Source organism: Pseudomonas antarctica, from assembly GCF_900624995.1.
Taxonomy (GTDB): Bacteria; Pseudomonadota; Gammaproteobacteria; order Pseudomonadales; family Pseudomonadaceae; genus Aquipseudomonas; species Aquipseudomonas antarctica.
Map to the genome: position 1 here is coordinate 33,250 of NZ_UYXQ01000026.1, position 26,440 is coordinate 59,689.

At 59.2% G+C, this 26,440-nt stretch carries 22 protein-coding genes and 5 pseudogenes; 12 read left to right on the forward strand and 15 right to left on the reverse strand.

Features of this window, described 5'->3' with window-relative positions; all coding sequences use genetic code 11:
- Window positions 1–22 precede the first annotated feature (22 nt).
- The 6 genes from cyoA to queC all read left to right on the forward strand — a co-directional run bounded on the left by cyoA (window position 23) and on the right by queC (window position 5,658).
- Window positions 23–964, forward strand: coding sequence for a ubiquinol oxidase subunit II (cyoA, locus tag E0F99_RS15705; RefSeq protein ID WP_083356826.1), 942 nt, complete (start codon window positions 23–25; stop codon window positions 962–964).
- A gap of 3 nt (window positions 965–967) precedes the next feature.
- A complete protein-coding gene (gene cyoB / locus E0F99_RS15710) occupies window positions 968–2,986 on the forward strand; it encodes a cytochrome o ubiquinol oxidase subunit I (protein ID WP_083356827.1) in 2,019 nt (672 codons plus the stop codon).
- Between the two features lie 3 nt (window positions 2,987–2,989).
- On the forward strand, window positions 2,990–3,616 hold the full coding sequence (locus E0F99_RS15715) for a cytochrome o ubiquinol oxidase subunit III (RefSeq protein WP_010206435.1): 627 nt from the start codon (window positions 2,990–2,992) through the stop codon (window positions 3,614–3,616).
- A complete protein-coding gene (gene cyoD, locus E0F99_RS15720; protein ID WP_017734785.1) occupies window positions 3,616–3,957 on the forward strand; it encodes a cytochrome o ubiquinol oxidase subunit IV in 342 nt (113 codons plus the stop codon). The genes E0F99_RS15715 and cyoD overlap by 1 nt, the downstream gene beginning before the upstream one ends.
- Before the next feature lie 11 nt (window positions 3,958–3,968).
- Complete coding sequence (gene cyoE / locus E0F99_RS15725) at window positions 3,969–4,856, forward strand: heme o synthase (RefSeq protein WP_083356828.1); 888 nt, start codon at window positions 3,969–3,971, stop codon at window positions 4,854–4,856.
- Between the two features lie 103 nt (window positions 4,857–4,959).
- Window positions 4,960–5,658 (forward strand): 7-cyano-7-deazaguanine synthase QueC, encoded by a 699-nt coding sequence (gene queC / locus E0F99_RS15730; RefSeq protein WP_083356829.1) that lies wholly within the window; start codon window positions 4,960–4,962, stop codon window positions 5,656–5,658.
- A gap of 71 nt (window positions 5,659–5,729) precedes the next feature.
- Here the strand turns inward: queC and E0F99_RS15735 are convergent, their stop codons facing one another.
- Both E0F99_RS15735 and E0F99_RS15740 read right to left on the reverse strand, forming a co-directional pair.
- A complete protein-coding gene (locus E0F99_RS15735; RefSeq protein ID WP_083356830.1) occupies window positions 5,730–6,608 on the reverse strand; it encodes a queuosine precursor transporter in 879 nt (292 codons plus the stop codon).
- Window positions 6,595–7,200 carry a helix-turn-helix transcriptional regulator gene (locus E0F99_RS15740; RefSeq protein WP_083356831.1) on the reverse strand — a complete coding sequence of 202 codons (606 nt, stop codon included), beginning with the start codon at window positions 7,198–7,200 and terminating at the stop codon, window positions 6,595–6,597. Before E0F99_RS15740 ends, E0F99_RS15735 begins: the two co-directional genes overlap by 14 nt.
- Window positions 7,201–7,457: 257 nt before the next feature.
- Between E0F99_RS15740 and E0F99_RS15745 the strand changes: the two genes are divergently transcribed.
- Both E0F99_RS15745 and ptaA read left to right on the forward strand, forming a co-directional pair.
- Window positions 7,458–8,813, forward strand: coding sequence for a serine hydroxymethyltransferase (locus tag E0F99_RS15745; protein WP_083356832.1), 1,356 nt, complete (start codon window positions 7,458–7,460; stop codon window positions 8,811–8,813).
- 97 nt (window positions 8,814–8,910) lie between these two features.
- Window positions 8,911–9,993, forward strand: coding sequence for a pyoverdine biosynthesis transaminase PtaA (gene ptaA / locus E0F99_RS15750; protein ID WP_083356833.1), 1,083 nt, complete (start codon window positions 8,911–8,913; stop codon window positions 9,991–9,993).
- Window positions 9,994–10,111: 118 nt separating this feature from the next.
- Here ptaA and E0F99_RS15755 read toward each other — a convergent pair whose 3' ends face one another.
- A complete protein-coding gene (locus tag E0F99_RS15755) occupies window positions 10,112–10,828 on the reverse strand; it encodes a hypothetical protein (protein WP_083356834.1) in 717 nt (238 codons plus the stop codon).
- Window positions 10,829–10,897: 69 nt separating this feature from the next.
- A complete protein-coding gene (locus tag E0F99_RS15760) occupies window positions 10,898–11,401 on the reverse strand; it encodes a DUF6622 family protein (RefSeq protein WP_083356835.1) in 504 nt (167 codons plus the stop codon).
- Window positions 11,402–11,602: 201 nt separating this feature from the next.
- Between E0F99_RS15760 and E0F99_RS15765 the strand changes: the two genes are divergently transcribed.
- Entirely contained in the window at window positions 11,603–13,618 is a 2,016-nt protein-coding gene (locus E0F99_RS15765; protein WP_083356836.1) for a c-type cytochrome, read from the forward strand.
- On the opposite strand, the gene E0F99_RS15770 is transcribed toward E0F99_RS15765, so the two are convergent.
- Window positions 13,615–14,862 (reverse strand): 2-aminoadipate transaminase, encoded by a 1,248-nt coding sequence (locus tag E0F99_RS15770; RefSeq protein WP_083356837.1) that lies wholly within the window; start codon window positions 14,860–14,862, stop codon window positions 13,615–13,617. The genes E0F99_RS15765 and E0F99_RS15770 overlap by 4 nt on opposite strands.
- Window positions 14,863–14,951: 89 nt before the next feature.
- Window positions 14,952–15,845, reverse strand: a complete 894-nt coding sequence (locus E0F99_RS15775) for a LysR substrate-binding domain-containing protein (protein WP_083356838.1) — start codon at window positions 15,843–15,845, stop codon at window positions 14,952–14,954.
- A 144-nt stretch (window positions 15,846–15,989) separates the two neighbouring features.
- Here E0F99_RS15775 and E0F99_RS15780 point away from each other — a divergent pair, with 144 nt between their 5' ends.
- Window positions 15,990–17,018, forward strand: coding sequence for an amino acid ABC transporter substrate-binding protein (locus tag E0F99_RS15780; protein ID WP_083356839.1), 1,029 nt, complete (start codon window positions 15,990–15,992; stop codon window positions 17,016–17,018).
- Window positions 17,019–17,046: 28 nt separating this feature from the next.
- Here E0F99_RS15780 and E0F99_RS15785 read toward each other — a convergent pair whose 3' ends face one another.
- The 5 genes from E0F99_RS15785 to E0F99_RS15805 form a co-directional block, all read right to left on the reverse strand.
- The gene (locus tag E0F99_RS15785; RefSeq protein WP_083356840.1) at window positions 17,047–18,060 is read right to left on the reverse strand and encodes a sensor domain-containing diguanylate cyclase; all 1,014 of its coding nucleotides are present in this window, start codon (window positions 18,058–18,060) and stop codon (window positions 17,047–17,049) included.
- Window positions 18,061–18,271: 211 nt separating this feature from the next.
- On the reverse strand, window positions 18,272–20,167 hold the full coding sequence (locus E0F99_RS15790) for an alkaline phosphatase D family protein (RefSeq protein ID WP_083356841.1): 1,896 nt from the start codon (window positions 20,165–20,167) through the stop codon (window positions 18,272–18,274).
- Window positions 20,168–20,486: 319 nt separating this feature from the next.
- Window positions 20,487–22,730, reverse strand: a complete 2,244-nt coding sequence (locus E0F99_RS15795) for an ATP-binding protein (protein WP_083356842.1) — start codon at window positions 22,728–22,730, stop codon at window positions 20,487–20,489.
- Window positions 22,727–23,341, reverse strand: a complete 615-nt coding sequence (locus E0F99_RS15800) for a biliverdin-producing heme oxygenase (RefSeq protein WP_083356843.1) — start codon at window positions 23,339–23,341, stop codon at window positions 22,727–22,729. The genes E0F99_RS15795 and E0F99_RS15800 overlap by 4 nt, the downstream gene beginning before the upstream one ends.
- A 195-nt stretch (window positions 23,342–23,536) precedes the next feature.
- Window positions 23,537–23,917 (reverse strand): response regulator, encoded by a 381-nt coding sequence (locus E0F99_RS15805; RefSeq protein ID WP_083356844.1) that lies wholly within the window; start codon window positions 23,915–23,917, stop codon window positions 23,537–23,539.
- Between the two features lie 182 nt (window positions 23,918–24,099).
- Between E0F99_RS15805 and E0F99_RS15810 the strand changes: the two genes are divergently transcribed.
- The gene (locus E0F99_RS15810) at window positions 24,100–24,474 is read left to right on the forward strand and encodes a c-type cytochrome (RefSeq protein ID WP_083356845.1); all 375 of its coding nucleotides are present in this window, start codon (window positions 24,100–24,102) and stop codon (window positions 24,472–24,474) included.
- Here E0F99_RS15810 and E0F99_RS15815 read toward each other — a convergent pair.
- The 3 pseudogenes from E0F99_RS15815 to E0F99_RS15825 all read right to left on the reverse strand — a co-directional run.
- Window positions 24,475–24,711 (reverse strand): annotated as a pseudogene (locus tag E0F99_RS15815) (sulfatase); the annotation flags it as partial.
- A gap of 258 nt (window positions 24,712–24,969) precedes the next feature.
- Window positions 24,970–25,209 (reverse strand): annotated as a pseudogene (locus E0F99_RS15820) (hypothetical protein); the annotation flags it as partial.
- Between the two features lie 32 nt (window positions 25,210–25,241).
- Window positions 25,242–25,922, reverse strand: a pseudogene (locus E0F99_RS15825) (exo-alpha-sialidase); the annotation flags it as partial.
- Between E0F99_RS15825 and E0F99_RS15830 the strand changes: the two are divergent.
- Window positions 25,921–26,187 (forward strand): annotated as a pseudogene (locus E0F99_RS15830) (sensor histidine kinase); the annotation flags it as partial. The pseudogenes E0F99_RS15825 and E0F99_RS15830 overlap by 2 nt on opposite strands.
- 90 nt (window positions 26,188–26,277) lie before the next feature.
- Here E0F99_RS15830 and E0F99_RS15835 read toward each other — a convergent pair.
- A pseudogene (locus tag E0F99_RS15835) lies at window positions 26,278–26,440 on the reverse strand (IS256 family transposase); the annotation flags it as partial.

The following is a 26,440-nucleotide window of genomic DNA, read 5'->3' on the forward strand; positions in this document are numbered from 1 at the left end:
AAGCTGCTTTAGAGGTCGTGAGATGAGTAAAAACAGGTACCCCCGATTACTAGGCTTTTTGCCGCTGCTCGGCATGCTGTTAATGCTGGGAGGCTGCAAGTGGACCTTGATGGACCCAAAAGGACAGATCGGTCTGGATCAACGCAACCTGATCATCACTGCCACTCTGCTGATGTTGTTGGTCGTGGTGCCCGTGATCATCATGACGTTCGCCTTCGCCTGGAAATACCGCGCGTCGAACACCAGCGCCACCTACGCGCCGAAGTGGTCGCACTCCACCAAGATCGAAATCGCCGTGTGGCTGGTGCCGATCCTCATCATCATCGCCCTGGGTTACATCACCTATAAGTCGACCCACGAGCTGGACCCTTACCGTCCGCTGGAATCCGACGTCAAGCCGATCAACATCGAAGTGGTCGCGCTGGACTGGAAGTGGCTGTTCATCTACCCGGACCTGGGTATCGCCACCGTTAACGAAATCCAGTTCCCTGAGAACACTCCGCTTAACTTCCGGATCACCTCCGACGCCGTGATGAACTCGTTCTTCATCCCTGCACTGGGCGGCCAGATCTACGCGATGGCAGGCATGCAGACCCGCCTGCACCTGATCGCGAACGAGAAAGCTGAAATGGAAGGCATCTCCGCTAACTACAGCGGTGCTGGCTTCACCGGCATGAAATTCAAAGCGATCTCGACGAGCCAGGAAGATTTCAACGCCTGGGTAGCCGCAGTCAAGGCCGCACCTAAACAGCTTGATCAAGCTGAATACGACGCCCTGACCAAACCAAGCCAGAACAACCCTGTCGCTCTGTACTCCACGTACGAGCCGGACCTGTTTCAGAAAATCGTCGACAAGTACGAAGGTATGAAGCCAGGCAAGCCGGTCAAGCACGAGAAGAAAGAAGTGGCCGTGGTTGACGGTTCTGACACGGGCTCGCATTCAACTGCTGGGGCAGAGGAGTAAACGATGTTTGGTAAATTAAGTTGGGATGCGGTCCCGTTCCACGAGCCGATCGTGATGGTGACCATCGCCATGATCGCGCTGGGTGGTCTGGCACTGTTTGCGGCAATTACGTACTACAAGAAGTGGACCTACCTGTGGACCGAGTGGTTGACGTCTGTCGACCATAAGAAAATCGGTGTCATGTACGTCATCGTTGCCATGGTCATGCTGCTGCGTGGCTTTGCCGACGCCATCATGATGCGTACCCAGTTGGCCATGGCCACCGAGGGTTCGCCTGGCTACCTGCCGCCTGAACACTATGACCAGATCTTCACCGCTCACGGTGTGATCATGATCATCTTCATGGCGATGCCATTCTTCACCGGCTTGATGAACCTTGCCTTGCCGCTGCAGATCGGTGCGCGTGACGTTGCCTACCCGTTCCTGAACTCCCTGAGCTTCTGGCTGCTGGTTTCTGGCGTGGTGCTGATCAACCTGTCCCTGGGCGTCGGCGAATTCGCCAAGACCGGTTGGGTTGCTTATCCGCCGCTGTCGGGCATTCAGTACAGTCCGGGCGTGGGTGTGGACTACTACATCTGGGCGCTACAGTTATCAGGACTCGGGACGACACTGACGGGGGTCAACTTCCTGGCCACCGTCCTGAAAATGCGCGCCCCTGGCATGAAACTGATGGACATGCCGATCTTCACCTGGACCTGCACCTGGGCCAACGTCCTGATCGTGGCTTCGTTCCCGATCCTGGCCGCTACCATGGCGCTGCTGTCGCTTGACCGTTACCTGGATTTCCACATTTTCACCAATGAACTTGGTGGCAATCCAATGATGTACGTGAACCTGTTCTGGGCATGGGGGCACCCTGAGGTGTACATCCTCATCCTGCCAGCGTTCGGTATCTTCTCTGAAGTGATCTCCACCTTTACCGGCAAGCGCCTGTTCGGTCACCACTCGATGGTTTACGCATCGGGGGCGATCTCGGTACTGGGCTTCATGGTGTGGCTGCACCACTTCTTCACCATGGGCTCGGGGGCCAGCGTCAACGCCTTCTTCGGCCTGGCGACGATGCTGATTTCCATCCCGACGGGGGTGAAGCTATTCAACTGGCTATTCACCATCTACCACGGCCGTCTGCGTATCACCAGCCAGGTTCTGTGGACCCTGGGCTTCATGGTGACCTTCGCCATCGGCGGCATGACCGGCGTACTGCTGGCCATCCCGGGTGCTGACTTCGTACTGCACAACAGCCTGTTCGTGATCGCTCACTTCCACAACGTGATCATCGGTGGTGCTGTATTTGGTTACATCGCTGGTTTCAGCTTCTACTTCCCGAAAGCGTTCGGCTTCAAGCTGCACGAAGGCTGGGGCAAGGCTGCATTCTGGTTCTGGATCTCGGGCTTCTTCGTCGCGTTCATGCCGCTCTATGCACTGGGCTTCATGGGCATGACCCGTCGTCTGAACGCCACTACCAACCCTGAGTGGGTACCGTACCTGTACGTTGCCATGTTCGGTGCGGTAATGATCGCTGTGGGCATCGCCTGCCAGCTGATCCAGCTGTACGTGAGCATCCGTGATCGCAAGCAGAACGCCTGCGACTCTGGCGATCCATGGAATGGCCACACCCTGGAATGGTCGACTTCGTCGCCACCGCCGTTCTACAACTTCGCTGTGATCCCTACTGCGAACACGATCGATGCGTTCACCGAAGCGAAGGAAGACGGTACTGCGTACCAGCAACCTAAGCATTACGAGCCGATCCACATGCCAAACAACACCGCCACTGGCGTGGTGATGGGCGCGCTGTTGACCGTATTCGGTTTCGCGATGATCTGGCACATCTGGTGGCTGGCAATCGTGGGCCTGGTAGGCACTATCGGTTACTTCATCATTCACGCTGCCCGTGATGATCAAGGCTACATGGTGCCGGTCGAGACGATCGAGCGCATCGAAGCCGAGCAACACGCTCGCCTGGTAGCCGAGAAGAAAATCCCGGCCAACCGTGTAGAAACCTCGTTGGAACAGGCTTAAACCATGTCGAACTTAGTGACCAATGCTGGACACGCCCATGTCGATGACCATGGGCACGATGACCATCACCACGACTCGGGGCCAATGACCGTATTCGGTTTCTGGCTCTACCTGATGACCGACTGCATCTTGTTTGCGTCGATCTTCGCGGTGTACGCGGTACTGGTAAACAACGTAGCGGGTGGCCCGTCGGGCCACGACATCTTCGAACTGCCTTACGTGCTCGGCGAAACCGCCTTGCTGTTGTTCAGCTCGATCACCTACGGCTTCGCCATGTTGGCCTTCTACAAGGGCAACAAGAAAGGCGTACTGAGCTGGTTGGCACTGACCTTCCTGTTCGGCCTGGGCTTCATCGGCATGGAGATCAACGAGTTCCACCTGCTGATCTCCGAAGGCTACGGCCCGCACCGTTCCGGCTTCCTGTCCGCGTTCTTCACGCTGGTAGGCACCCACGGTCTGCACGTAACTGCCGGCCTGCTGTGGATGGCGGTGATGATGTATCAGGTCAATAAGCACGGCCTGACCAACACCAACAAGACTCGCCTGAGCTGCCTGAGCCTGTTCTGGCACTTCCTGGACGTGGTCTGGATCTGCGTCTTCACCGTTGTTTACCTGATGGGGACTCTGTAATGGCTAATGCACACTCCCATGACCATGACAGCCATGATTCGAGCCACGGCAGCGTTAAGTCGTACGCCATCGGCTTCATCCTGTCGGTAATCCTGACGCTCATCCCGTTTGGTCTGGTGATGTACCCGACCCTGCCGAAATCGATCACCTTGATGATCGTTCTGGCATTCGCGGTGATTCAGGTGCTGGTTCACCTGGTGTACTTCCTGCACTTGGATCGTTCCAAAGAGCAGCGCGATAACGTGATTGCGTTCGTGTTCGCAGGCCTTGTGATCCTGCTGCTGGTTGGCCTGTCGATATGGATCATGTTCAGCATCCATACGTTCATGATGGCGAAGTGAGGTAAGACCCGATGTCGCTTAAGCACTTTATCCAAATCACCAAACCGGGGATCATTTTCGGTAACGTGCTTTCTGTGGCAGGCGGTTTCTTCCTGGCCTCCAAGGGACATGTCGATCTGGCCATATTCCTGGCTGCAATGATCGGCACCTCCCTGGTGGTCGCTTCCGGTTGTGTGTTCAACAACTGCATCGACCGTGACATTGATATCAAGATGGAGCGCACCAAGAATCGCGTGCTGGTCCAGGGCCTGATCTCCCTGAAGCTGGCACTGCTGTTCGCGACCGTCCTGGGTATCGCCGGTGTGGTGTTGTTGTACAAGGTGGCCAACCCGCTGGCGGCGCTGTTTGCCGTGATCGGTTTTGTCATCTACGTCGGGCTCTACAGCCTGTACCTCAAGCGCAAGTCGGTTCACGGCACGCTGGTGGGCAGTCTGTCGGGGGCGATGCCGCCGGTGATTGGTTATGTGGCGGTGACCAATAGCTTCGACATGGCCGCGCTGGTGCTGCTGGTGATGTTCAGCCTGTGGCAGATGCCGCACTCTTATGCCATCGCGATCTTCCGCTTCAATGACTACCTGGCGGCGTCGATTCCGGTTCTGCCGGTCAAGCGTGGCATCCAGGTGGCCAAGAAACACATCCTGCTCTACATCCTGGCCTTCCTCGTGGCGACCTTGATGTTGACCTTCAGTGGCTACGCCGGCATGAGCTACCTCGCCGTCGCCGCGGCCATGGGCATGTACTGGTTGTACATGGCCTGGACCGGCTACAAGGCGGTGGATGACACCGTCTGGGCGCGCAAGCTGTTCGTGTTCTCGATCTTCACCATCACCGCGCTCAGCGTGATGATGTCCCTGGATTTCCAAGTGCCGAAAGAGCTGTTGCTGACCTACGCTCACTGATCGTTCAAGCATTAAAAAACCCCGCCTTTGCAAGAAGCGCGGGGTTTTTTATGGCATGCCCTTTAAACTATTCCCACCTTCTACACATGCAGGAAGCAACGTAATGAGTAAAAAAGCCGTGATGGTGTTCAGTGGCGGGCAGGATTCGACGACCTGTCTGATCCAGGCACTGCCGTTGTATGACGAAGTGCACTGCATCACCTTCGACTATGGCCAGCGCCATGTGGCGGAAATTGAAGTCGCGCAGAAGCTCGCCAAGCAGCTGGGCGCCACCGTTCACAAAGTCATGGATGTGTCCTTGCTCAACGAGCTGGCCATCAGCAGCCTGACCCGTGACAACATTCCCGTACCGACCGTGGACAGTTCTGGCGGTAGCCTGCCAAGCACGTTTGTGCCGGGCCGCAATATCCTGTTCCTGACATTGGCGTCGATCTACGCCTACCAGGTTAAAGCTGAAAGCGTGATTACCGGCGTGTGCGAAACCGACTTCTCGGGTTATCCCGATTGCCGCGATGAGTTCGTCAAAGCCCTGAACAAGGCACTCGAGCTGGGCATGGAATACAGATTGCGCCTGGAAACCCCCTTGATGTGGCTGAACAAGGCCCAAACCTGGGCGCTGGCCGACTACCACAACCAGCTGGAACTGGTCCGCCACCAGACCCTGACCTGTTACAACGGCATCATCGGCAGTGGCTGCGGTAACTGCGACGCGTGCAACTTGCGTGCACGCGGTTTGAATGAGTATCTGCAGAACAAGGCGGATGTGATGCAGAGCCTGAAGGGTAAGTTGCAGCTGAGCTAAACCGCGCACTTTGTGGCGAGAGAGCGTGCTCCCTCGCCACAGGTACGGTGTTCCTCCTTAACTGATTTGCATCAGGCAGCGGCACCGGTGATCCAGCGCTTGAACAACGCGCGCGCACCATAGGCCGGCAAGATGTTGAAGAACGCGAAGCCGACTTTGATCGCAATCTGCACGTAGATCATGCTCAGGATGTCACTGGTTTGCATGGCACCGTAGAAGGCGATGAAGCAAAACAAAAAGCTGTCGATGATGACCGCAAAGAACGTACTGAGGAATAGGCGCAGGTACAAGTATTTGGAGTTGGTCAGCTCTTTGATCTTGCACAGCAGGTACGAGTTTATATTCTCCGACACCAGGAACGACACGGAGGAGGCGACCAGTACCGAGGACACTTGGAAGATGACGTCATTATACGGCCCATCCAGCCTCCAGCCCGGCAGCCCCGGCAGGAAGGTCGAGCCATAGAGCAAGATGATGATCATCGCGTTACTGGCAAACGCAAACAGAATAGCCCGTCTGGCCAGCCGCAGGCCGAATTGCTCGTTGAGCAAGTCCACGATCAAAAAGGTCAGCGGGTACAGAAACGTGCCCGGCGTGACGATGATGCCCAGCGATTCCAGGTAAAGAGGCTTGGTCGCGGCAATACTGGTGAAGATGTAAAACGTGAACAGCAGCAAATTCAGGATGATGTAAATCATCCAGGAGTTTTCGTTGCGGTCGTTTATGTCGTAGGCGGTGAGTGCCCCTCCGTGTGAATAGAACTTCTTGTACATGTTCTTAACTTCCATTTTGTTGAGGTCGTCCATTATTTCGCTGTTGAGTACTTCGCTCAGTTTCAGCTTGATGACCTTGCCCGTGGCGATCACCATGATCACGGCCAGGTGCTTGTCATTTTCAAAGCCCAGCAGTTTGTATTTGCTGTTTTCGATACCGGGTTCAAACGTTGTCATTGAAGCGCTCCTCAATGATATCGCCGACCACGCACAGGCGATCTGAGTGAGCACAGGCTTCAAGGGTAATCAGCATGCGTTGGGTGGCCCGGTCATACACCAGCTTTTCTTTGCCGTCGCTGGAAGAGCCTTTTTGCACAATCAACACATCGCCCGGTTCATTGATCCCGGGGATCGCATGTTCCAGTCGCACCGCGATCAGGTTGTGAGAGGTGCCGAAGTAGTAGGTCAGCGGGTACAACGTCGCCAACTCGCCAATGCGCTTATCCAGGTTCTGGATAACCAGGCTTTCCTTGAGGACCGGCACGGCCGCCGGGTTCATGTTGCCCTGTGGGGAAATACTGCTCTCGATGATTTCCTTGGCTTCAAAATCGATGGTTTCAATTTCGTCGTAAGAGACGCCGAAGAAATCCGAAATCTTACGGAGGGTGGACTGCTGGACGTTGACGACCTTGCCTTCCAGAATGTTGTAGATGGTGGTCCTGGTCAGGCCGGCGGCGCTGCATAACGACAACTGCGTTTCACCGCGACTTTTGATCAAGTACTTGATGTTGCTCTTCAAGTGCTCGGTTTTTTCCCGTCTGTGTATCACGTGCTCACCACTTCCTTTTAGTCTTAGCCGTCCTTGTGCGCGGCGCGTGCGGCGTCGCGGCGGCGGGAGTGTTGCATGCGTGGGCCCCAATAATAAAGTCCCGGAGGCTCTGCTTCGGTGCTTCTGCCATGCTCCGAGCGTGCAAAAAAGAACATTTAATTTGGAAAGTGTTTAATTTACTGTTTAATTTCCTGTTTAATAAAATCCCTCGGTTCAGGACGGATCGACACGCAACGCCCAGGAAGGGAACCGCACTCATGGCAGTCAATACCTCACAACTCAAAGATCAGGCCGACCTGCTGCGTCGTGGCCTGGCGGATCTGCACGCTGAAGATTTCGAGCTGGCGAGCCTGCTCGACGCCGAAGTCTCGCGCCAGCACCGCACGCTCTCTCTGGTTTCATCCTCCTGTGCGGTCAAACCGCGAACCTTGGTGGCCTGCGCCTCGGCACTGGTCAATGTGAGCGCCGAAGGTATGCCTGGCAAACGCCAGCGTGCCGGCTGCGAGAACGTCGACCTGGTCGAAGCCCTGGCCATTCGCCGCGCACGGGAACTGTTCGACGCCCACTATGCCAGCGTGCAGTCGCACTCGGCGTCCAACGCGATTGCCCAGGTGCTCTCGGCGCTGCTAGAGCCTGGCGATACATTGCTCGGCATGGCCCATGACCACGGCGGCGATCTCACGCTTGGCAGCCCGGCTGTTTTCACCGGGGCCTATTACAAGGCCATCCGCTACGGCACCACCGCCGATGGCTTGATCGATTACGCGCAGGTGCGTCACCTGGCGCTCGCGCATCGGCCACGCATCATCATTTGCGGCGCATCCGCTTACTCGCGGGTGGTGGATTTCGAGCGGTTTCGTGCGATTGCCGATGAGGCAGGCGCGATCTTGTTGGCGGACATTTCCCATATCGCCGGGCTGGTGGTGACGGGGCGTCACCCGAACCCGATCAACGCCGCCCACGTCACCGTCACCTGCACGCACAAGCAACTCGGTGGCCCTCGCGGCGGGCTCATCCTGTCGGGCCGCGACGCCAACACCAAAGTGCCCGGCTTGCGCTCCACCTTCAGTCGCGTGCTCGATCAGGCCGTGTTCCCGCGCATGCAGGGTGCACCGGCGGTTAACCTGATCGCGGCAAAAGCTGCGGCCCTGGGCTACGCGAGGTCGCCGGCATTCGACGCCTGCATGGGGCGGGTTCGCACGCTGGCCGATGCAGTGGCTGGCGCGTTTCAAGCCCATGGCTACGACGTGGTAGGCGGACGCAGTGAAAATCATACGGTGCTGATCCGTTTGCAGGGCGCCATGACCGGCGCCATCGCCGAGTCGGCGCTGGAGCATTGCGGCATCGTCGTGAACAAACACCGCGTACCGGGTGAGACGCGCTCGTCGTTGGTGACCAGCGGGCTGTGTATCGGCACCGGTTCCATGGCACAGCGCAGGCTCGACACCGAAGGGGGACGCCAGGTTATTGCGCTGGTTTGCCGGCTACTGAGCAGCGTAACGCCGCTGGGTGAGCAGGATTACCAGCTTGAGCCTGTGGCGTGTGAACAGGTGCGCAGCGAAGTGCAAGCCTTGTGCGCGCGCTATCCCATTGCTGACTACCTGGAGGGCTGATTCCCCGGTGCTCGGTTAAATCCGCCGAGACCTTGCTCGTCATACTTCCTTGTACGCACTGTGCGAATCGATCACCCGTCTACAAGGAGTAGTCCCCATGATCAGGGTAAGTCGTCGGTCCCTTCTGGCCCTCGGTGCGGCGTTGCCGGTGCTGGCGCGCCTGGATTGGGCGCTCGCCAGCCCGCCGCCGGCCAAGGCTGATACAGTGCGGCTCAACTACAACGAAAGCCCTTACGGCCCCTCAACCGCCGCCCGCGAAGCGATGCAGGGTGCAATCGCAACGTCCGGGCGTTATCCGTACAACGACATGTACGCGCTGGCCGGACTGTTTGCCCAGCAACAAGGGCTCGCCGAAGAACAGGTCGCGGTGTTTGCCGGCTCCATGGCCGCGCTGCGCTACGCCGTCTTGGCGTTTACCAACGCACGCCGCAGCCTGGTCATGGCCACGCCGTCCTACGAGGTGCCGCGCCAGGCTGCCAACGTGTGGCAGGCGCAGGTTCACGAAGTGAGCCTCGACGCGCAGCATGCCCATGACGTGCCGGCCATGCTCGCCGCCGATCCCCTGGCGGGCATGCTGTACCTGTGCAACCCCAACAACCCGACCGGCACCATCACCCCGACCGAGGCGATCCGCCAGGCACTGGCGAGCAAGCCCAAAAGCAGCGTGTTGGTGGTGGACGAGGCCTATATCGATTTCTCCGACACCCCAAGCGTCGTCAGTTGGGTCAAGGACCACGACGACCTGCTGGTGCTGCGCACCTTCTCGAAAATCTACGGCATGGCCGGCGCGCGCCTGGGCCTGGCGATCGGCCACCCGGCGCTGCTGGAGCGGCTGGCGGTGTTCGGTGGCGACAATGTGCCGGCAGCCGTGACCTTGCTCGGCGCCCGGGCGAGCCTGGAAGACATCAAGCTGCTGCCACAGCGCAAGGCGCTCAACGCCCAGTTGCGTGATGAGACCGTAGCGTGGCTCAAGAGCCGCGGGTTTACCTGCACGTTGTCGCAGAGCAACTGCTTCATGATCGACGTGAAGCAACCGGCCGAGCGGGTGATCGAGAAGCTGGCCGCACAGCGCGTGTTCATCGGGCGAGTGTGGAAAGACTGGCCGCACTGGGTGCGGGTGACAGTGGGCAATAAGCAGGAGATGCAGCGTTTTCGTGAGGTGTTCGCGGCCGCCGTTTGAGTCGACGCAAATCCACTGTGCGAGCTGGCTTGCCTGCGATACAGGCACCTCGGTGTGTCAATCACACTGCGCTGATGCCATCGCAGGCAAGCCAGCTCGCACATTTAGTTCATCGGTATTACTGCTGCGCGATGCTGTACCCATCAAACGCCGTCTGCTGCTGCAAGGCAGTGATCACACTCTTGCGGCTCAACGGCTGCTCGGCGCCGGAGTTATCCACAAAGCTTTCGACTTCCAGCTCGGCTTCATCGCCTTCACCCACAAAGCTGAAACCCAGGAACTCGAACGCCTCGCGGTCAACGCTCAGCTTGGAGCGCGGCGTGCGCAGCGGCAGGGTGACGCTGATGCCGTCCTTGCTGATCACAAACACTTCGGCTTCTTTCTTCGGTCGTGAGGCCTTGCCCTTGCCGGCGCTTGGGTTGCTGATGGCTTGGTGCGACTGGTTCAGTACCTTGAGGGCCAGGCCGTAGACCAGCTCCTGGAACTGCGGGTCGTCCTTGAAGCTGGACAGGATGCGGCTGATCGAGAACTTGCTGCTGAGGTCTTCCAGGGCGATGTTGTCGGCGGCCTCGGCGTCTTTGAGCTGCTTGAGCTGGCCCATCAGGTCGTAGGCCTTATCGTCGTCAAAGGCGTCGTGGGCCTGGCGGATAGCCACGCGCAGTTCGCGGATCTGGTCGCTTTCCTTGGAGGTGTGGAAGGCGTCCAGCACCATCTCGCTGATGATCTTGGCCGCAGGCAGATGCTGTGAAAGATTGATGGCGTTTTCGTATTCAGCTTTGGATTGCAGGGCTGTTACGGATTCTTCGGTGGAGTGTTCGGTGTAAGAATCGGACATTGAAATTTCACTACTTCAGTAAACGGGACAAAAAAGCGTCGCGCATTTTCAGTGGGCAGGGAGATCAGGTCAAGGCAGCACAACGCCCTTATCGCGGCGCAAGGCCGTCAGCGCCCGCTGCAGCCGTACGGCGCGCCCGCAGAACAGACCAACGGTTAACCCCGACACGGCGCCCACTGCCACCAGCATCGCTGGCGTGCTCAGCAGCAGCGGATGCACCGTCTGCTGGTAGCCGAAGTAATACTTCACCGCGAAGAACAGTTGCGAGATCAGCAAGGTTTTCCAGGTGCCCGGCAACACCAGGGTTTCGCCATTGGCATCGAGCCGCGCGCCTTCGGCGTTGAACAGCAACATGCCCACCAGGCTGGCGACCACCGCACCGCCCACCCAGGCGCTGCTCGACAGTATCGAAGGCGTCAGTGAGATCAACGACCACACCACCAACACCACGGGCAGAATCATCAACGAACGGCGATTCTCACGCCCGCCCAGGCAAGCCTTGACGCCGTAGTAACACATCCACAGGTAAACGGCGTACACCCAAAGGGGCGTGCCTTGGAGGATATCGAGCATGGGGTGCTTGCGTGCAGTGTGGTTAGGCGGTGGATAGTCGTTGAGACTTCACGGTTTTGTCCATCGATTTGTCCCTGACCCACATCAACACCCCGCGCCGTAAAATCCGTTAGAACTCAGAGGCCTGATGAACCCATAAAAACGATGACCTACCTGCGCCGAGGGGACCACTCCAGGCCAGGTTATTAAAGGATTAATTTCATGGCCTTTCCCCTTTCCCGCCTGGCCTTGCTGGGGACGACGCTCTGCCTGGCGCTACCCCTGCGCGCCGCCGTCACCGACGTTGAACACGGCAAATACGTTGCGCAATTGGGCGACTGCATCGCCTGCCACACCGCCAAGCAAGGCAAGGTGATGGCCGGCGGGCTGGAGTTGAGCACGCCGATGGGCACGATCTATTCGAGCAACATCACACCGGACCGCGAGACCGGTATCGGCAGCTACACCTTCGCGCAGTTCGACAAGGTGATGCGCGAAGGCGTGACGCCCACAGGCATGAATCTTTACCCGGCGATGCCATATCCGTCCTACGCCAAAATGAGCGATGAGGACATGCGCGCCTTGTACGCCTACCTGATGCAGGGCGTGGAACCCGTGCAACAGGCCAACCTTGAGGCGGACATGGGCTTCCCGTTCAATCAACGCTGGGGCCTGGCGCTGTGGAATTTTGCCTTTCTCGACAAACAGCCGTTCCAGTCCGACCCGGGCCGTAACGAGGTGCTCAACCGTGGCGCCTATCTGGTTCAAGGCCTGGGCCACTGCGGCTCCTGCCACACGCCACGCGGCATCGCTTTTCAGGAAAAAGCCATGAGCGATGACGGGCGCAGTGGCCAGCATTACCTGGCCGGCGAAACCGTCGAACACTGGCGCGCCTTGAGCCTGCGTAACCTGTGGACCGTGCAAGACACCGTGCAACTGCTCAAGACCGGGCAAAACCGCTTCGCCACGGTGGCGGGCAACATGGCCGATGTGATTCATCACAGTACTCAGCACTTCAGTGACTACGACCTCACGGCCATCGCCAGCTACCTCAAAGCCCTGCCGCCGGGCAAAGACGATCTGCCGATGCCATCAATCGCCCACGCACCTGCCGCGCCGCCGGCCGACCTGTTCACCCGCCGTGGCGGCCTGGGTTACCTGCAGTTTTGCAGCGACTGCCACCGCAGTGACGGCGGCGGCGTGAAGGGCTTGTTCCCACCGCTGGCTGGCAACCCGAGCATCGTCGCCAGCAACCCCACTTCGCTGCTGCATATCACCCTGACCGGCTGGGAGACCGCACAAACCGCCACCCATCCACGGGTCTATACCATGCCTGGTTTCAGCCGGTTGGCGGATCAAGAAATCGCCGAGATCCTGAGCTTCGTGCGCACCCGCTGGGGCAACGAGGGCACGCCGATCAGCGCCGCCCAAGTAAAAACAATGCGTGACCAACTCAACCCCGCCACCACTGATTCGTCGGCCTTCGAAACGCCACGCCTGGCCGACTTGCTCGCCGCACCGAATGCCGACCAAGTGGTTCGCGGCATGCGCCTGCACCTGCAAACCAAGGAACTGCTGCCAAACAATGTCGGTAACTCGCTCAACTGCACCAGCTGTCACCTCAACGCCGGCACCGTGGCGGACGGTTCGCCGTTTGTGGGCGTGTCGGCGTTCTTCCCCAGCTATGCACCGCGTTCAGGCAAGGTGGTCACGCTGGAAGAACGCATCAACGGTTGCTTGCGTCGTTCGATGAATGGCCAACCGTTGCCGCCGCAATCGGCGGATATGCAGGCGATGGTCGCGTACTTTGACTGGATGAAAAACAACACCCGCCCCGAAGACAAAGTCGCTGGGCGCGGCGTGGGCAAGATCGACCCTGCAATCAAGCCGGACCTGGAAAACGGCAAGCAGGTGTATGCCAAGCAATGCGCGGTGTGCCACGGCGACAACGGCCAGGGCCTGGCGCGTGCCGACGGCGAGCAGGTGTACCCACCGTTGTGGGGCGATCAGTCGTTCAACATCGGCGCCGGCATGGCGCGGCCCTACACGGCGGCGGCGTTCGTCAAACGCAACATGCCGATCGGCTTCCACGAGAAATTCCCGTTGGGGCAGGGCGGTTTGTCGGACCAGGAAGCGGTGGACGTGGCGGCGTATTTCTCCGGCCAACCTCGCCCGGATTTCCCGGACAAGGTCAAAGACTGGCCCAACGGCGGTAAGCCCGTCGATGCACGCTACTAAGTCAGCTGTTTGAGGCAGGCCTCAAGAATATCCAGGCCTTCTTCCAGCACCGCGGGCTCGGTGGTCAGCGGTGCCAGCAGCCGAATAATGTGTCGCGACTTGCCGCTCGGCATCAGCAGTAAGCCGGCGTCCCGGGCCAGGCCCAGCAACTGGGCCAGTTGCTGAGGCGCGGGCGAGCCGTCGGCATTGGCCAGTTCGATGCCACGCATGGCGCCGACGCCGGTCAGGCGACCCACATAGGGCAAACCTTGCGTACGCCACTGTTCATGACGGCTGACGATGGCTTCTTCTTGTTGTGAACCCCAGGTTTTGAGGTGTGCATCCGTCATCGCGTCCAAGGTGGCCAGGGCGGCTGCACAGGCGATGGGGTTGCCGGAATACGTGCCGCCCAGGCCGCCTTTGGGCAGGTTGTCGAGCAAGGCTTTGCGCCCGACTACCGCGCCCAGTGGCACGCCACCGGCGATGCTCTTGCCGAGCAGGATCAAATCCGGCTCGATGCCCAGGCGCGAGAATGCGAAGCGCTGGCCAGTACGGCCGAAGCCGGACTGAATTTCGTCAGCAATCAGCAAGATGTTTTTCGCATCGCACAAACGTCGCAGGGCGTGGGCGAACTCAATGTTAAGGGCGAGAAAACCGCCTTCGCCCTGCACCGGCTCGATGATGAAGCAGGCCACGTCCTCAACGTCGATTTCGACGCTGAACAGACGCTCCATCGCCTTGAGGGCTTCGGCACAGCTCACGCCGTTATCGGCGCTGGGGTAGGGCAGGTGGTACACCGGGCCGGGCAGTACGCCGACTTTTTGCTTGTAGGGCGCCACCTTGCCATTGAGGTTGAGCGTGGCCAGGGTTCGGCCGTGAAAGGCCCCATCAAAGGCGATGACTGCCGTGCGGCCAGTGGCGCCGCGCACGATCTTCAAGGCGTTTTCCGCTGCTTCCGCGCCGCTGTTGGTGAGCATGCCGCTCACCGGGTAAGCCACCGGGATGAACGCGCTAAGACGCTCCATCAATTCGATATAGGGCGCGTGGGGCGCGGCGTTGAACGCGTAGTGGGTCAGCTTGGTGGCCTGTTGTTGAATCGCCTCGACCACGCTCGGGTGGCAATGGCCGAGGTTGAGCACGCCGATGCCGCCGACAAAATCGATGTAGCGCTTGCCCGTGGTGTCCCAGACCTCGGCGTTTTTGCCGTGGCTGAGGCTGATGGGGTGAACGATGGAAATCGACTGGCTGATGGTTTCGCGGCTCATGAATCTCGGACTCGGCAATGGCGGGCGTGTTTTTATCTAAGCCGTGCGCCCGGCCTTGCCGCAAACGAAATAAAGTCGCCGGGTCATTATTAAAAGTCGGGATGTGCTTTTAAGTAGTCCACCATCCACTTCAGGAAGGCTTTCACTTTGGGAATCTCGCCAGCATGTTCGGCGTGCGCGATAAAGTGCGCGCCAGCGCTGGGCATTGTGTAACCCCAAGGAATCATCAGGCTGGCGTTGGCCAACTCTTCGGCGACCAGATACTGCGGCACCAGCGCCACGCCATAACCCGATTGCGCCGCGCGAATGCACATGTAGAACGTGTCGAATCGCGGCCCGTGGTAGCTGTTCTGCGAATGCAGCCCTTGTTCCAGAAACCACTCGTGCCAGGCTTGCGGGCGTGAAGTGCATTGCAGCAACGTGTGGCGCGACGAAGCATCGCTGCCCTCGGCGACAAACCCCGGCGCGCAGACCGGCACCACGGCTTCGCGAAACAACTCGATGCACCGCGCCCCTGGCCAAGAGCCCTGGCCGAAGAAAAACGCAATATCAGCCTTGGCCTGTAACACGTCGAAGGGCTCTAACTCGTTGCGCACATCCAGATGAATGTTCGGATGCTTGGCCGCAAAGTCCTTGAGTTTTGGCACCAGCCAGCGGTCGCCGAACGTCGGCTGAGTGGCGATGCGCAGTACTTCAGTCTCGCCACCATAGCTGAGGATATAGCGGCTGGAGATGTCCACCTGGGTGAGGATCTTGTGCACTTCGGCCAAATACAACGAGCCCGCCGGCGACAGGTACAGACGCTGGCGCACCCGTTCGAACAGGTTGTGGCACAGCATCTCTTCGAGTTGCGCGACCTGCTTGCTCACTGCGCTCTGGGTCAGGTGCAGCTCTTGGGCGGCGCGGGTGAAACTCAAGTGGCGGGCGGCGGCTTCGAAGCACTGCAGGGCGGTCATTGAAGGGGTCAAGCGTTTTGAAATCATGCAGTTCATTCCAAATCGGAAGGAGCCTTTGCCTAAAGGTCGTTTGTGGCAGGGATGTAAAGCCGTCGATACTGCGCGGCAACACTATAAACCGGCGCGGGCTGTGCGGCGCCGAATAATAAAGATCGACAGGGAGTGCCTCGCATGAAAATTCTCAAGACCACCTTGGCCGCCATCACCGCTGCTGCAGTCGTGGGCCTGGCCGGCAGCGCCCACGCGGGCGTGACCCTCGACGCCATCCAGAAAAAAGGCTTTATCCAGTGCGGCGTCAGTGATGGTTTGCCAGGCTTCGGTGTACCGGACAGCACGGGCAAGATGACCGGCATTGACGTGGACGTGTGCCATGCGGTCGCCGCCGCGGTGTTCGGCGATGCTTCCAAGGTGAAGTTCAGCCAGTTGACCGCCAAGGAGCGTTTCACTGCGTTGCAGTCCGGCGAAATCGACTTGATCTCGCGCAACACCACCTGGACCAGCTCCCGCGATGCGGGCATGGGCCTGGTGTTTACCGGTGTGACCTATTACGACGGCATCGGCTTTTTGGTGAACAGCAAGCTGGGAGTGACAGGCGCCAAGCAACTCGATGGCGCGACCGTCTGCATCCAGGCCGGCACCACCACTGAACTCAATGTTTCGGACTACTTTCGCACCAACGGCATGAAATACACGCCGATCACCTTTGACACCGCCGACGAAAGTGCCAAGGGCCTCGAAGCCGGGCGTTGCGACGTGCTCACCACTGACCAGTCGGGCCTGTACGCCCAGCGTATCAAGATGGCGCACCCGGACGAGTTCGTGGTGTTGCCGGAAGTGATCTCCAAAGAGCCGCTTGGGCCGCTGGTACGCAAGGGCGACGATGAGTGGTTTAGCATCGTCAAGTGGACCCTGTTCGCCATGCTCAATGCCGAGGAAATGGGCATCACCTCGCAGAACGTCGAAGAGCAGGCCAAGTCCACCCAGAACCCCGACGTTGCGCGGCTGCTCGGTGCCGACGGCGATTACGGCAAAGACTTGAAGTTGCGCAAGGACTGGGTGGTGCAAATCGTCAAGCAAGTGGGTAACTACGACGAAGTGTTCGAACGTAATATCGGCCAGGGCAGCGTGTTGAAGATCAAGCGCGGGCTCAATGCGTTGTGGAGCAACGGCGGTATTCAGTACGCGCCACCGGTTCGCTGATCGGGCAAGGCCAGTGTGGGCGCTGTATTTACTCTGACACCACATCCTTTCCCGCCGCTTTGGACCGATACAACGCTTGATCGGCGCGTGCCATTAACGCGGCAGGGCATTCACCCATATGGCGTTCCACCACACCCAGGCTCAGGGTCACCTTGAAGTCGCCGACGGCGGGTATCTCGGTGGTCTTGCGCCGAACCCGTTCGGCCAGTTGCTTGGCGGTACCCAAGGTGCTTTTGGGCAGGATCAGCATAAATTCATCACCGCCCCACCGCGCCAGTAAATCGCCGGGGCGTACGCAGGCTTCCAAGCCTTGCACCACCCGTACCAGCGTCTTGTCGCCTATGCCGTGACCATGTTGGTCGTTGATCGGCTTGAAGTCATCGATATCCATGGCCACCAGTGCCAGTGGCAAGCGGAAGCGCTCGGCACGCTCGCACTCCTCCAGCAGTACTTTTTCCAGGCGATACCGGTTGGCGATACGCGTCAGGGCATCCTGTTCGGCCAGTGAGCGGTTCTCGTCCAACTGCAATTGCAGCTGCTGATTGACCCGCGACAATTCACGGGTGCGTTCGGCCACCAGCGCTTCCAGCGACTGGTTTCGCTTCTGGAGCTGTTCGATGGAGTTTTTGCGTGAATGAATATCACGGTGCGCGCCGACCATGCGCGCCACTGAGCCGTCGGGGTTGCGGGCAATGACGTAGCCACGGTCCTCGATCCACAGGTAGGTGCCGTCTTGTTTTCGGCAGCGATACTCGGCCTGGTAATGGGGCGCGCGTTGGCTGATGTAGTCATCAAACACGGCCATCACGCCGGGGTAATCCTCGGCGTGGATCACGTTCTCCCAGGTGAACACACTGTTCTCCAGAGAGTGGCGGGGGTAGCCCAGCATTTCGTACCAGCCGGGGTTGCGGTAGACGAAGCCGGTATTGGCGTTCCAGTCCCAAATGCCGTCACTGACCAGTTCCATGACGGCCTGTAGCATGTCGGCGTTGAATTCGGAAAAGTTACGGTGAGCCGATTTATAGCCGGGGTTATCGTCCATCTTTGCGCTTCCCTGCGTGTGCTGGCTTGCAAGGCCAGTCTTTGTTGACGCCGATACTCCGTGGCTGGCGCTACTGTACATCGGGGCTTGCGCGGTTTGAATAGGGCGGGTGTGCTGCTTTAATGGTGCGGCTATGAGCCATCACTCCAGTCGAAGCAAATTGAGTGGGGACCCGACAAGCTGGCTCCCACATTTAATCTCGGTGTGTGGCTTACTGCGGCGCCAGCATCCGCGTTCGAGGCTTCCCATCTGCGTTGTGCTGGTAGATCGCTTCAGGTTGGCCCTGGTCATTGAAAAATACCTGGCCGATCCCGGCTGAATTCCAGAGCCGCTCACCGGCTTGCGCATGTTCCGGAATATGCGGCACCACCTGCATAGTGCGGCGACGGGTGAACCAGTTGAGCGGCGAGCGCGGCGAGTAGAGCCAGCGATTCAGGCGGTCGAACCATTCCAGCAAGCGCGGCGGGAATTCGTTCTTGATGCCGCTGCTGGTGATCTGCCAGAGCCTGGGACCGGCGTTGCGGTGGCGGATCAGCACTTCGTAGACGAATGAATAGTGCACGTCGCCCGAGAGGATCACGTAGTTACCCGGCGTGCGCGAGTGGCGGAAGATGTTGAGGATCACCTGGGCCGCACCGCGATGGGCCATCCAGTTTTCGGCGTCTACCAGCAGCGGGTAGCCGCACCAGCTGAACACTTTTTGTACGGTCTCGATCAGCTTGACGCCAAAGATCGGCGCCGGTGAAACGATGATGGCCGACGGGTGGTCCAGCAGTGCCTGTTGCAGCTCGCTCAAGGCTTCCCAGTCCATCAGGCCGGAGGGTTGCTTGAGCGTGAACTCGCTGCGCCAGCGCCGGGTACGGGTGTCGAGCACCACCAGGGCAGGCGTGGTGGGCATTACGTAATGCCAATGCTGGAATTTCAGCAGCGCTTCCAGCAACTCATCGTGTGCACCGGCCTGCAGGTGCTGATCTGTCGCCTGGGCTGTCAGCGCCTGGGTTTGACTCAGCAGCTCGCTAAACACATTCGGTTGGTTACCCCAGCCCTGGCACAGCAGGTAAGCAAGCAAGGCATTGCCGATGATGCGTTTGGAGAACGGGTGGCCGTAGGCGGTCTCTTCCCACTGGGCGCTGAGGTTCCAGTCATCGGTGATGTCGTGATCGTCGAAGATCATCAGCGTCGAGAGGTGGGCGAAGACCCGTGCGACGCCAGGCAGGCCGCCACGGAATTGCTCTATGTGCACCTGCTCGCGCGCATAGCGCTGCTGTTGCTCGGCGCTCAGTTGTGGTGGTTGCGGCGCGATAAGTGTCCAGGGCGTGGGCGACCACGCGAGCAAGTACATTGCGATCACTTCGGCAAAGGTCACCAAGTGGTTGTCGGCGGTACTGCTGGTGAAAATCGGTTTTTTCACCCCGCCAAAAAAGCGCTCGCGCAGCGTCTCGTTGCTGTCCAGCGCCGGGAGCAGGTCGGCGCGATGGTAATAGCTGGCGCGATGCCCGTATAGGCTGGCGCTGTCCTCCACCACCGCGCCTTCGAGGTATTCGTCAAAAAGCCCCAAGCGCGCGATCAGTGCATGAATCGCGCGCAGCATTGGCCCGGCGACATCGTCGGCGTAGATCTGGTCACCACTCATCATCAGCAGGGCTGGGCGTTGGCCCGGCGTGTGTGCCTCGGCCAGCAGGCGGTCGACGCACAGCAAGCCTTCGTCGGCGCGATGGTGCGGTTTGCGGCACGAGCCGTGTACCAACTGGTGGATGCGGCTGTGCAGCACAAAATTCGGGTGTTGGCCTTCGGCATACAGCAGGTGTGGCGCCCATTCGGCGATGCCGACGTTGTCGATCAGCAGGTCATAGCCAATCACCACGTCCAACGGCAGGGCCTCGTCCAGCGGCACGTCGATCAAGTGGATGAAGGCATGACGGCCCACCGGCACCACCTGGCACTGGCCCTTATCCAACGGGATATCCCGCGAATGCTCGGCAACGTGCAGCCGCAGGGTTGGCGACAGCTCGCGGCTTCCCACCAGCCACACCACCAGGCGCCGGGGCTCCAGTCGGCGTAGCAGCGGTCCAGCAAGAACGGCGGGCAGTGTGCCAGCTTGAAGCATAGGGATGACGACTCTGTGCAAGTAGGCCACGCAGATTAACCCAGTGGATGTCAGTGTTTTGTTAAGTAAAGATGCGCTGTGAGTGCGGCCTGAACTTACAAAGCCTTGGCCGACGGGGCTATAAACGTCATGGGTCAAAACGTGACAAGGCTAACGGCCACTCAACCGTCGCGGGCCATTGTGTTGGAGCACGGCGGCACGCTGACCCTGGTCGAGCGCCGGGGTGGCGGGGTGGTGGTGTTGCCGGTGCCGGTGTAACAACACACAACAGAGACCCAAATGTGGAAGCGAGCAAGCGCGCTCCCACATTTTAACCGCGTCAGGTAGGCGATTGTTCCTTGGCCTTAGGCACCGTAAAGCTAAACTCGCTGCCCTGGCCCACCTCACTTTTCGCTTGAATCCACCCGCCGTGGGCCTGAACGATGCCCTGAGTGATGTACAGCCCCAGTCCGCTGCCGGTGGGGTTGTTTTCAGTCTGGGTCCAGTAGCGGTCAAACACATGCGGCAGTTGTTCTGGCGCAATGCCTTCGCCGGAATCGTGCACCTTGAACAGGATATCTTCGCCGTTGCTCACGGCGCTGACGTCGATACTGCCCTGGCGCGGAGTGAACTTGATGGCATTGCCGATCAGGTTCGACAACACCTGGAACAGCCGCTCCGGGTCCCCATTGATCTGCAGGCTCTGCTCTGTGTTGAACGACAGCTCAATGCCTTTCTCCATCGCCAACGGCGCAAGCAGCGCATAGGCCTCTTCGAACATCTGGCTGACGTCCAGCGTCACGGGCTTGACCACATAACGCCCGGCCTCGATTTTCGAGGTGTCGAGCAAGTCCTCCAGCAACACGTTCATACGCCCGGCGGCTTGTTGCATGGTGTCGATGGCTGAGGAAATCCGCCGCGAGGTGTGAGGGCCTTCGGAGCTGAAGGCTTTTTGCATCATGCCGCAAAGCATCGAAATAACCGTCATCGGGTTGCGCAGGTCGTGGGACACCACGGCCACCAGATCATCGCGGGCGCGCACGGCTTGTTGCTCGCGCAACACTTGGCGGGCCAGGTCGTTTTCCAGGGCGGAACGGCGCAGGTCGTTGGCGGCAAAGCGGTCGCCATGGCTCCACTTGGTAGAGATCCCGGCCATCTCCACTTTCCAGATTTCAAACGAGGTACGTGGGCGAAGGCGTAAGCCAGCATCGGAACTTTCCAGGTTCAGCGGCTTGTTCGGGTCGCCACTCCAATTGATGTTCTCTTTCACTTCCGGACGAAACCACAGCACGCCGTTATCCACAGGCTTGGGCAGGCTCATGGCCAACACGCCACTGGCCACTGGCTGGAACTCTGCAGCTGGCGGGTACACCGAGGTCAGGTTGTGGCTGGAAAACACCGGCTCGCCGCTGGCTTGCAGCCACGTGTGCAGCGCACGAATTTGCTCAGGCTGCGGGCAATTGCCGTAGCAGTGCAGCTGTTTGTCTTCGATGATCGCCACGCCACCCGACAAGGTCAGGTCCATCAGCACGTGTGGCTGCTGGGCCAGGCCATCGAACACGTTTTGCTCAGAGGCTTTCATCGCCCGATCAAGCAGGGCCAGCGCCTCGACTTTTTCTTCGCGCTGGCGGCTGAGGTCCAAGGCTTCCATGGCGCTGATCTGCAACGACAACACCTGGCCAATAGTCTGGCAGGTGATGCGCAGGTCATTGGGCACCAGTAAAGGCTCGCGGTTACCACAGCTGATCAGGCCCCAGAGGGTGTCGCCCTTCATCAACGAGATGCTCATGGACGACAGCACCCCCATGTTCTGCATGTACTGGCAGTGAATCGGCGACACGCTGCGCAGGGTGGCAAAGCTCAAGTCCAGCGGTTTGCCGGTGTCTGGATGCAGCTTGGGCAGCAACGGCACTGGCTCATAGGCGGCATTCGGGATGATGCGCAGCCAGTTGGTACGGTACAGCTCACGTGCCTGCTCGGGGATGTCGGACGCGGGGAAGAACAGCCCGTTGAACAGTTCCATAGAAGGTGAAGACGCTTCGGCAATCACCTGGCCATGGCCTTCTTCTTCAAAGCGATAGATCAGCACACGGTCGTAACCGGTGATGGCCTGTATTTCACTCACGCTGATTTCGTACAACGCTTGCAGGGTTTTAGCCGACTGCAGGCGTTGCAACATTTTGCCCAGGTCGTCGGTGCGGCCATTCAGAACGCGGGGTTTGAAGTCTGCGAGGCGCGGTTCGAACTCCAGCACCAGCACGTCTTGATGGCGATGCAGCAGACCTTCGAATTGCGCACCGTTGAAGGTGACATGCAGCGCCGGCGCGTCGAAAAACGTGCCGCGTTCAGCCACGGCCTGCACGGATTTGGCCTGTTCAGCGCCAATCAAAGTGTGCAGCGGCTGGCCCAACAGCGCCTCAGGCGCGTGCCCGAACAAGGTGCCGACGTTAGCACTGACCTGAATGATGTGCAGGTCCGGCTCCGACAACGTCAGCAGCACGCCATGGGGCTGTATCGCGCCGGGGATGCGGATGGGTTCGTCAGCACAGTTGGCAAGCAACTCTTCAAAATCGTCGGGTTTCATAGCAGTACCTCCTGGCTGAGGAGCCATTGCTCAAAGCCGCTGAATGTCGAACAGGCCGCAGCCACTGCGCGCTGCTTGGCGTGCGCGTCCAGTGGCTGGCGGCCCAGGTAATCGAGAAAGTCTTTCCAGTGTCGACCGGTATTAGCACCGTACACATTGAGGAACGCGCCGCCGTTGTCTGCGTCGATGCCCAGGCGCAGGGCCATTTCCCGGCGCAATACCTGGCCGCCCAGGGTTGCGCCTTCGAGCACATACAAGGCACCGAGGCAGGCGGTGGGAGTATCGAAAGTGGGGAGTTCGCAGCAACGGGGCAAGGCGCTGATGGCGTCGTCAGTCAAGCCCAGCGCGTGGAGATCGAGCAGCAGTGTTGGCGTTTTCACACGTAACGCCGTATCGAATCCATCGGGGATCAAGCCACTGTCGTATAACGCCGCCTCCATTGGCGCATAAAAGCCGTAGTACGCCTGAAGCAGGCGCCGATACCGGTCGGCATCCAGGCGCTCAGAGAAAAACGGCAGACGTTTTTCCAACGCTACATGCAGCAGGCCGGTGCCTTTGCGCAACGCTTGCAGCAATGAGGGCGCGCCAACATCAGGGGCCTGTGTGTGCATTCAATGAGCTCGAACTGTGGGCCTTTTGGCCATAAATGACGCGCGTAAATTGGCGACGATTCTACACAACTCGTTGCCATCAACTGCACGCATAAGGCGAAAAGGCTGGCTGGCAAATCAGAAAGGTCGCTCCTTGCGTGATGAATGACCACAGAGCGGCGCATCAAGTTCGGTTTAGGTGATATTGCGGTGCTATCAATGCAGCGATGAGCCCTGTTGAGTCAGTGCGTTTTGCACACACTCAACCAAATGTTCAGCACTCCACGGCTTGGGCAAAAAACGTACGGACCCGCCCAGTTGCGCCGCCAGCTTGGTATTACCGGAAGTCAGCACTACCGGCACCGACGGCCAGCGATGCGCCACCACCTTGCTCAAGTCATACCCGTTGAGCAAACCCGGCATCTGAATATCGCTGACAATCAAGTCCACCGGGTCGTCGCCGCGTTCCAGGTAAATCATCCCTTCATCCGCCGAAGGAAACGAGGTGACATGAGCCCCGAACTCCTCCAGTACGTCGACCATTAACGAACGAATAATTTCGTCGTCTTCCAGCACTAAAATCGATGGCTGAGCCATGATCCTTACTCCACCATCAGGGTTCAGTAAGGTGGAGTGGGGCGGGCGTGAATAGGTTCGATTGGATATGTGCGGGGCGATGGGTGGTCTTTTTAGAGCGGTTGCGCGGTGGTTGGCCGCAGCGGCACAGTGAGGTTGATACAGGCATAATCAGCTCACCGTTGCCCGATGTGGAGTCATAAATGAAGAACGCCTTGTTTACCCTCGCCCTGATCCTCAACACCGGCCAGGCCTTTGCGGCGGGCGATGCCGAGGCGGGCGGCAAACTCTTCAGCAAGACCTGCGGCGGCTGCCACAGCATCGGCGAAGGCGCACGCGGCGGCTTCGGCCCAGAGCTTAACGGCATCATCGGCCGACCCGCCGGCACCACCACGGATTACCAGTACTCCGACGCGATGAAAAACTCCGGCGTGGTCTGGACCCGCGACAAACTTGCCGCCTACATCGAGGCGCCGAAGAAAGTCGTCAGCGGCACGCGCATGATCTTCTGGGGTATCAGCGACCCGGAAAAGATTGAAAACATCCTGGCCTACCTCGAAACCTTTCAGCCCAAATGATCACTCGCGAACGTTCCTGAACAACATCAACCGCACAGGCTCATGCAGCCCGCGCGTCAGCCCCTTTAAGCGTTGAAACTCGTCGGGGTGCTGCTCGGCCACGTCGTCCCTCGGCGTTTGCGCCGCCAGGTCATGCAGGGTCGGTGAGCTGCCGTCGTGTTGCATCTGCAGCAGGAAGTCCTTGGTCACGCCGCCGATAATCGGGAACGTGCCCTCGTGCAACACCAGCGGCAACAGGATCAACACCGCCAGGCGCAGGTCAAATCGCAGGCCGATGCCCAGGGTTTCCAGGAGCGCCGGGGTGTTTAAATCCAAGCCGGAAAAGCTGATTAAAAAACACCAGCCGCAACGCCGCCAGCAACACAAACACCAACCCGATCGCGCCCACCCTTAGCGCAGGCGGCGTGATTGCAACACACCCATCATTGACCCTTCCCAATGTCCAAAACGACGCCGATCAAATGTGGGAGGGGGCTTGCTCCCGAAAGCGGTGTATCAGTGCCAGAGTTGTTGCCTGACCCGCCGTATTCGCGAGCAAGCCCGCTCCCACAGTTTGAATTGCATTAATCCTGCGACTACGCAGTAGCCCGCCAACAGCGGATCGACCAAGTAATCCCAATAGTTCTCCGAAGCCTTCAGCCGCAACGCGAACGCCAGGGTGCCGATCGCCAACATCCATACCGCCAGCGCATTACACAGCCACAGCATCAACAGCGCCACAAACCCCAACAGCACAAAACTCAAATGGGCTTACCACACACAAACCATCACAAATGCTCCGCCAGCCAGGCTTCGTTGAAGCTGACATGTTTGATAAAGGTGTTATTCCACGCGTACACCAAGTGGTACATGCCGTCGGGGCTGCGGCTGAAGTAGGGGGACTCGTACTCAAAATCGCAACCACTGGGTTTGCACACGCGGTCATCCAGGTTGCTCAGAAAGCGCTGCTCCAGCGGCAGGCGCTTGGCACCACTGGAGGCGCGGAAGCCTTCGCCGATGATTTTTTTGTACGCCTCGTGGGAGAACGGCTGACCGAGCGGGTCGGGTGACGGGTCCAGCTCGCTCACCGTGCGCCATTGGCTGAACTGCGCGTTGGTGCCGTAGAGACTGAGCTTGAAGCGCCCGTCTTGCAGGTCGTTGAGGGCGACCAACAAACCGTCGTCTTCGCTGGCGACTGCCGCCAATGATGAGTTTGGGGTGGCCGGTTCCAACGGGTACGGCTCGCTCCAGGTTTGCCTGGCGTCTTCAGTGCGGCTGGCGAGCACGCGGTGATGGGTTTCACCGGCGTAACGCAACATCGCCACGGCGCGCTGGCCGTCTTGCGGCACGATGGTCGGTTGCAGGGAATGCTTGCCACGGCTGATGCGGAATTTGTCGATCACCGCACCGTCGGCGCTCAAGTACAGGTACTCGGCAAACTTGCCCATGAGCTCGTGATATACCGGCAATGCGCTCAACTTTTCCCCGGTAGGCAGTGAGGTGCGGGTGCGAGTGGGGTCTGATTTTTTGAGCGTAGAGGACCAAGGTCCGGGGATTGATGAGGCGGAACTGGGGCGTTTGTTCGAACGGTTTTACAGTCGGGACAACGCCAATGGCGCGGGGCTCGGCTTGGCGATTGTGGACATGATCGTGGGCAAAATCGGGTGCAAGCTTGCGCTGCATAACCTGGAGCAGGGCGGCTTGTGCGCACGGTTGGTATTCAACCAAACCTGAAGCGAACCCGGCTCAACGGGGGGAGTTGTGAGAGTGTCAGATTTTTTGTGTGCGGGCCGGTAACGGCCTGCCGACAGGCAGGCCTTAGTTTTACCAGGTAGGCCTGATAAATCGATCTCCGTACAGAATCGCAAATTGGTTCATCGCACTCTTCCAGTCATGTGCCGGTTTGCCCCAGTTAGCAGTGATATTTCGCAATCCCAACCAGATTAATTTTGTTGCAGCATCGTCCGTTGGGAAGTGCCCTCGGGTC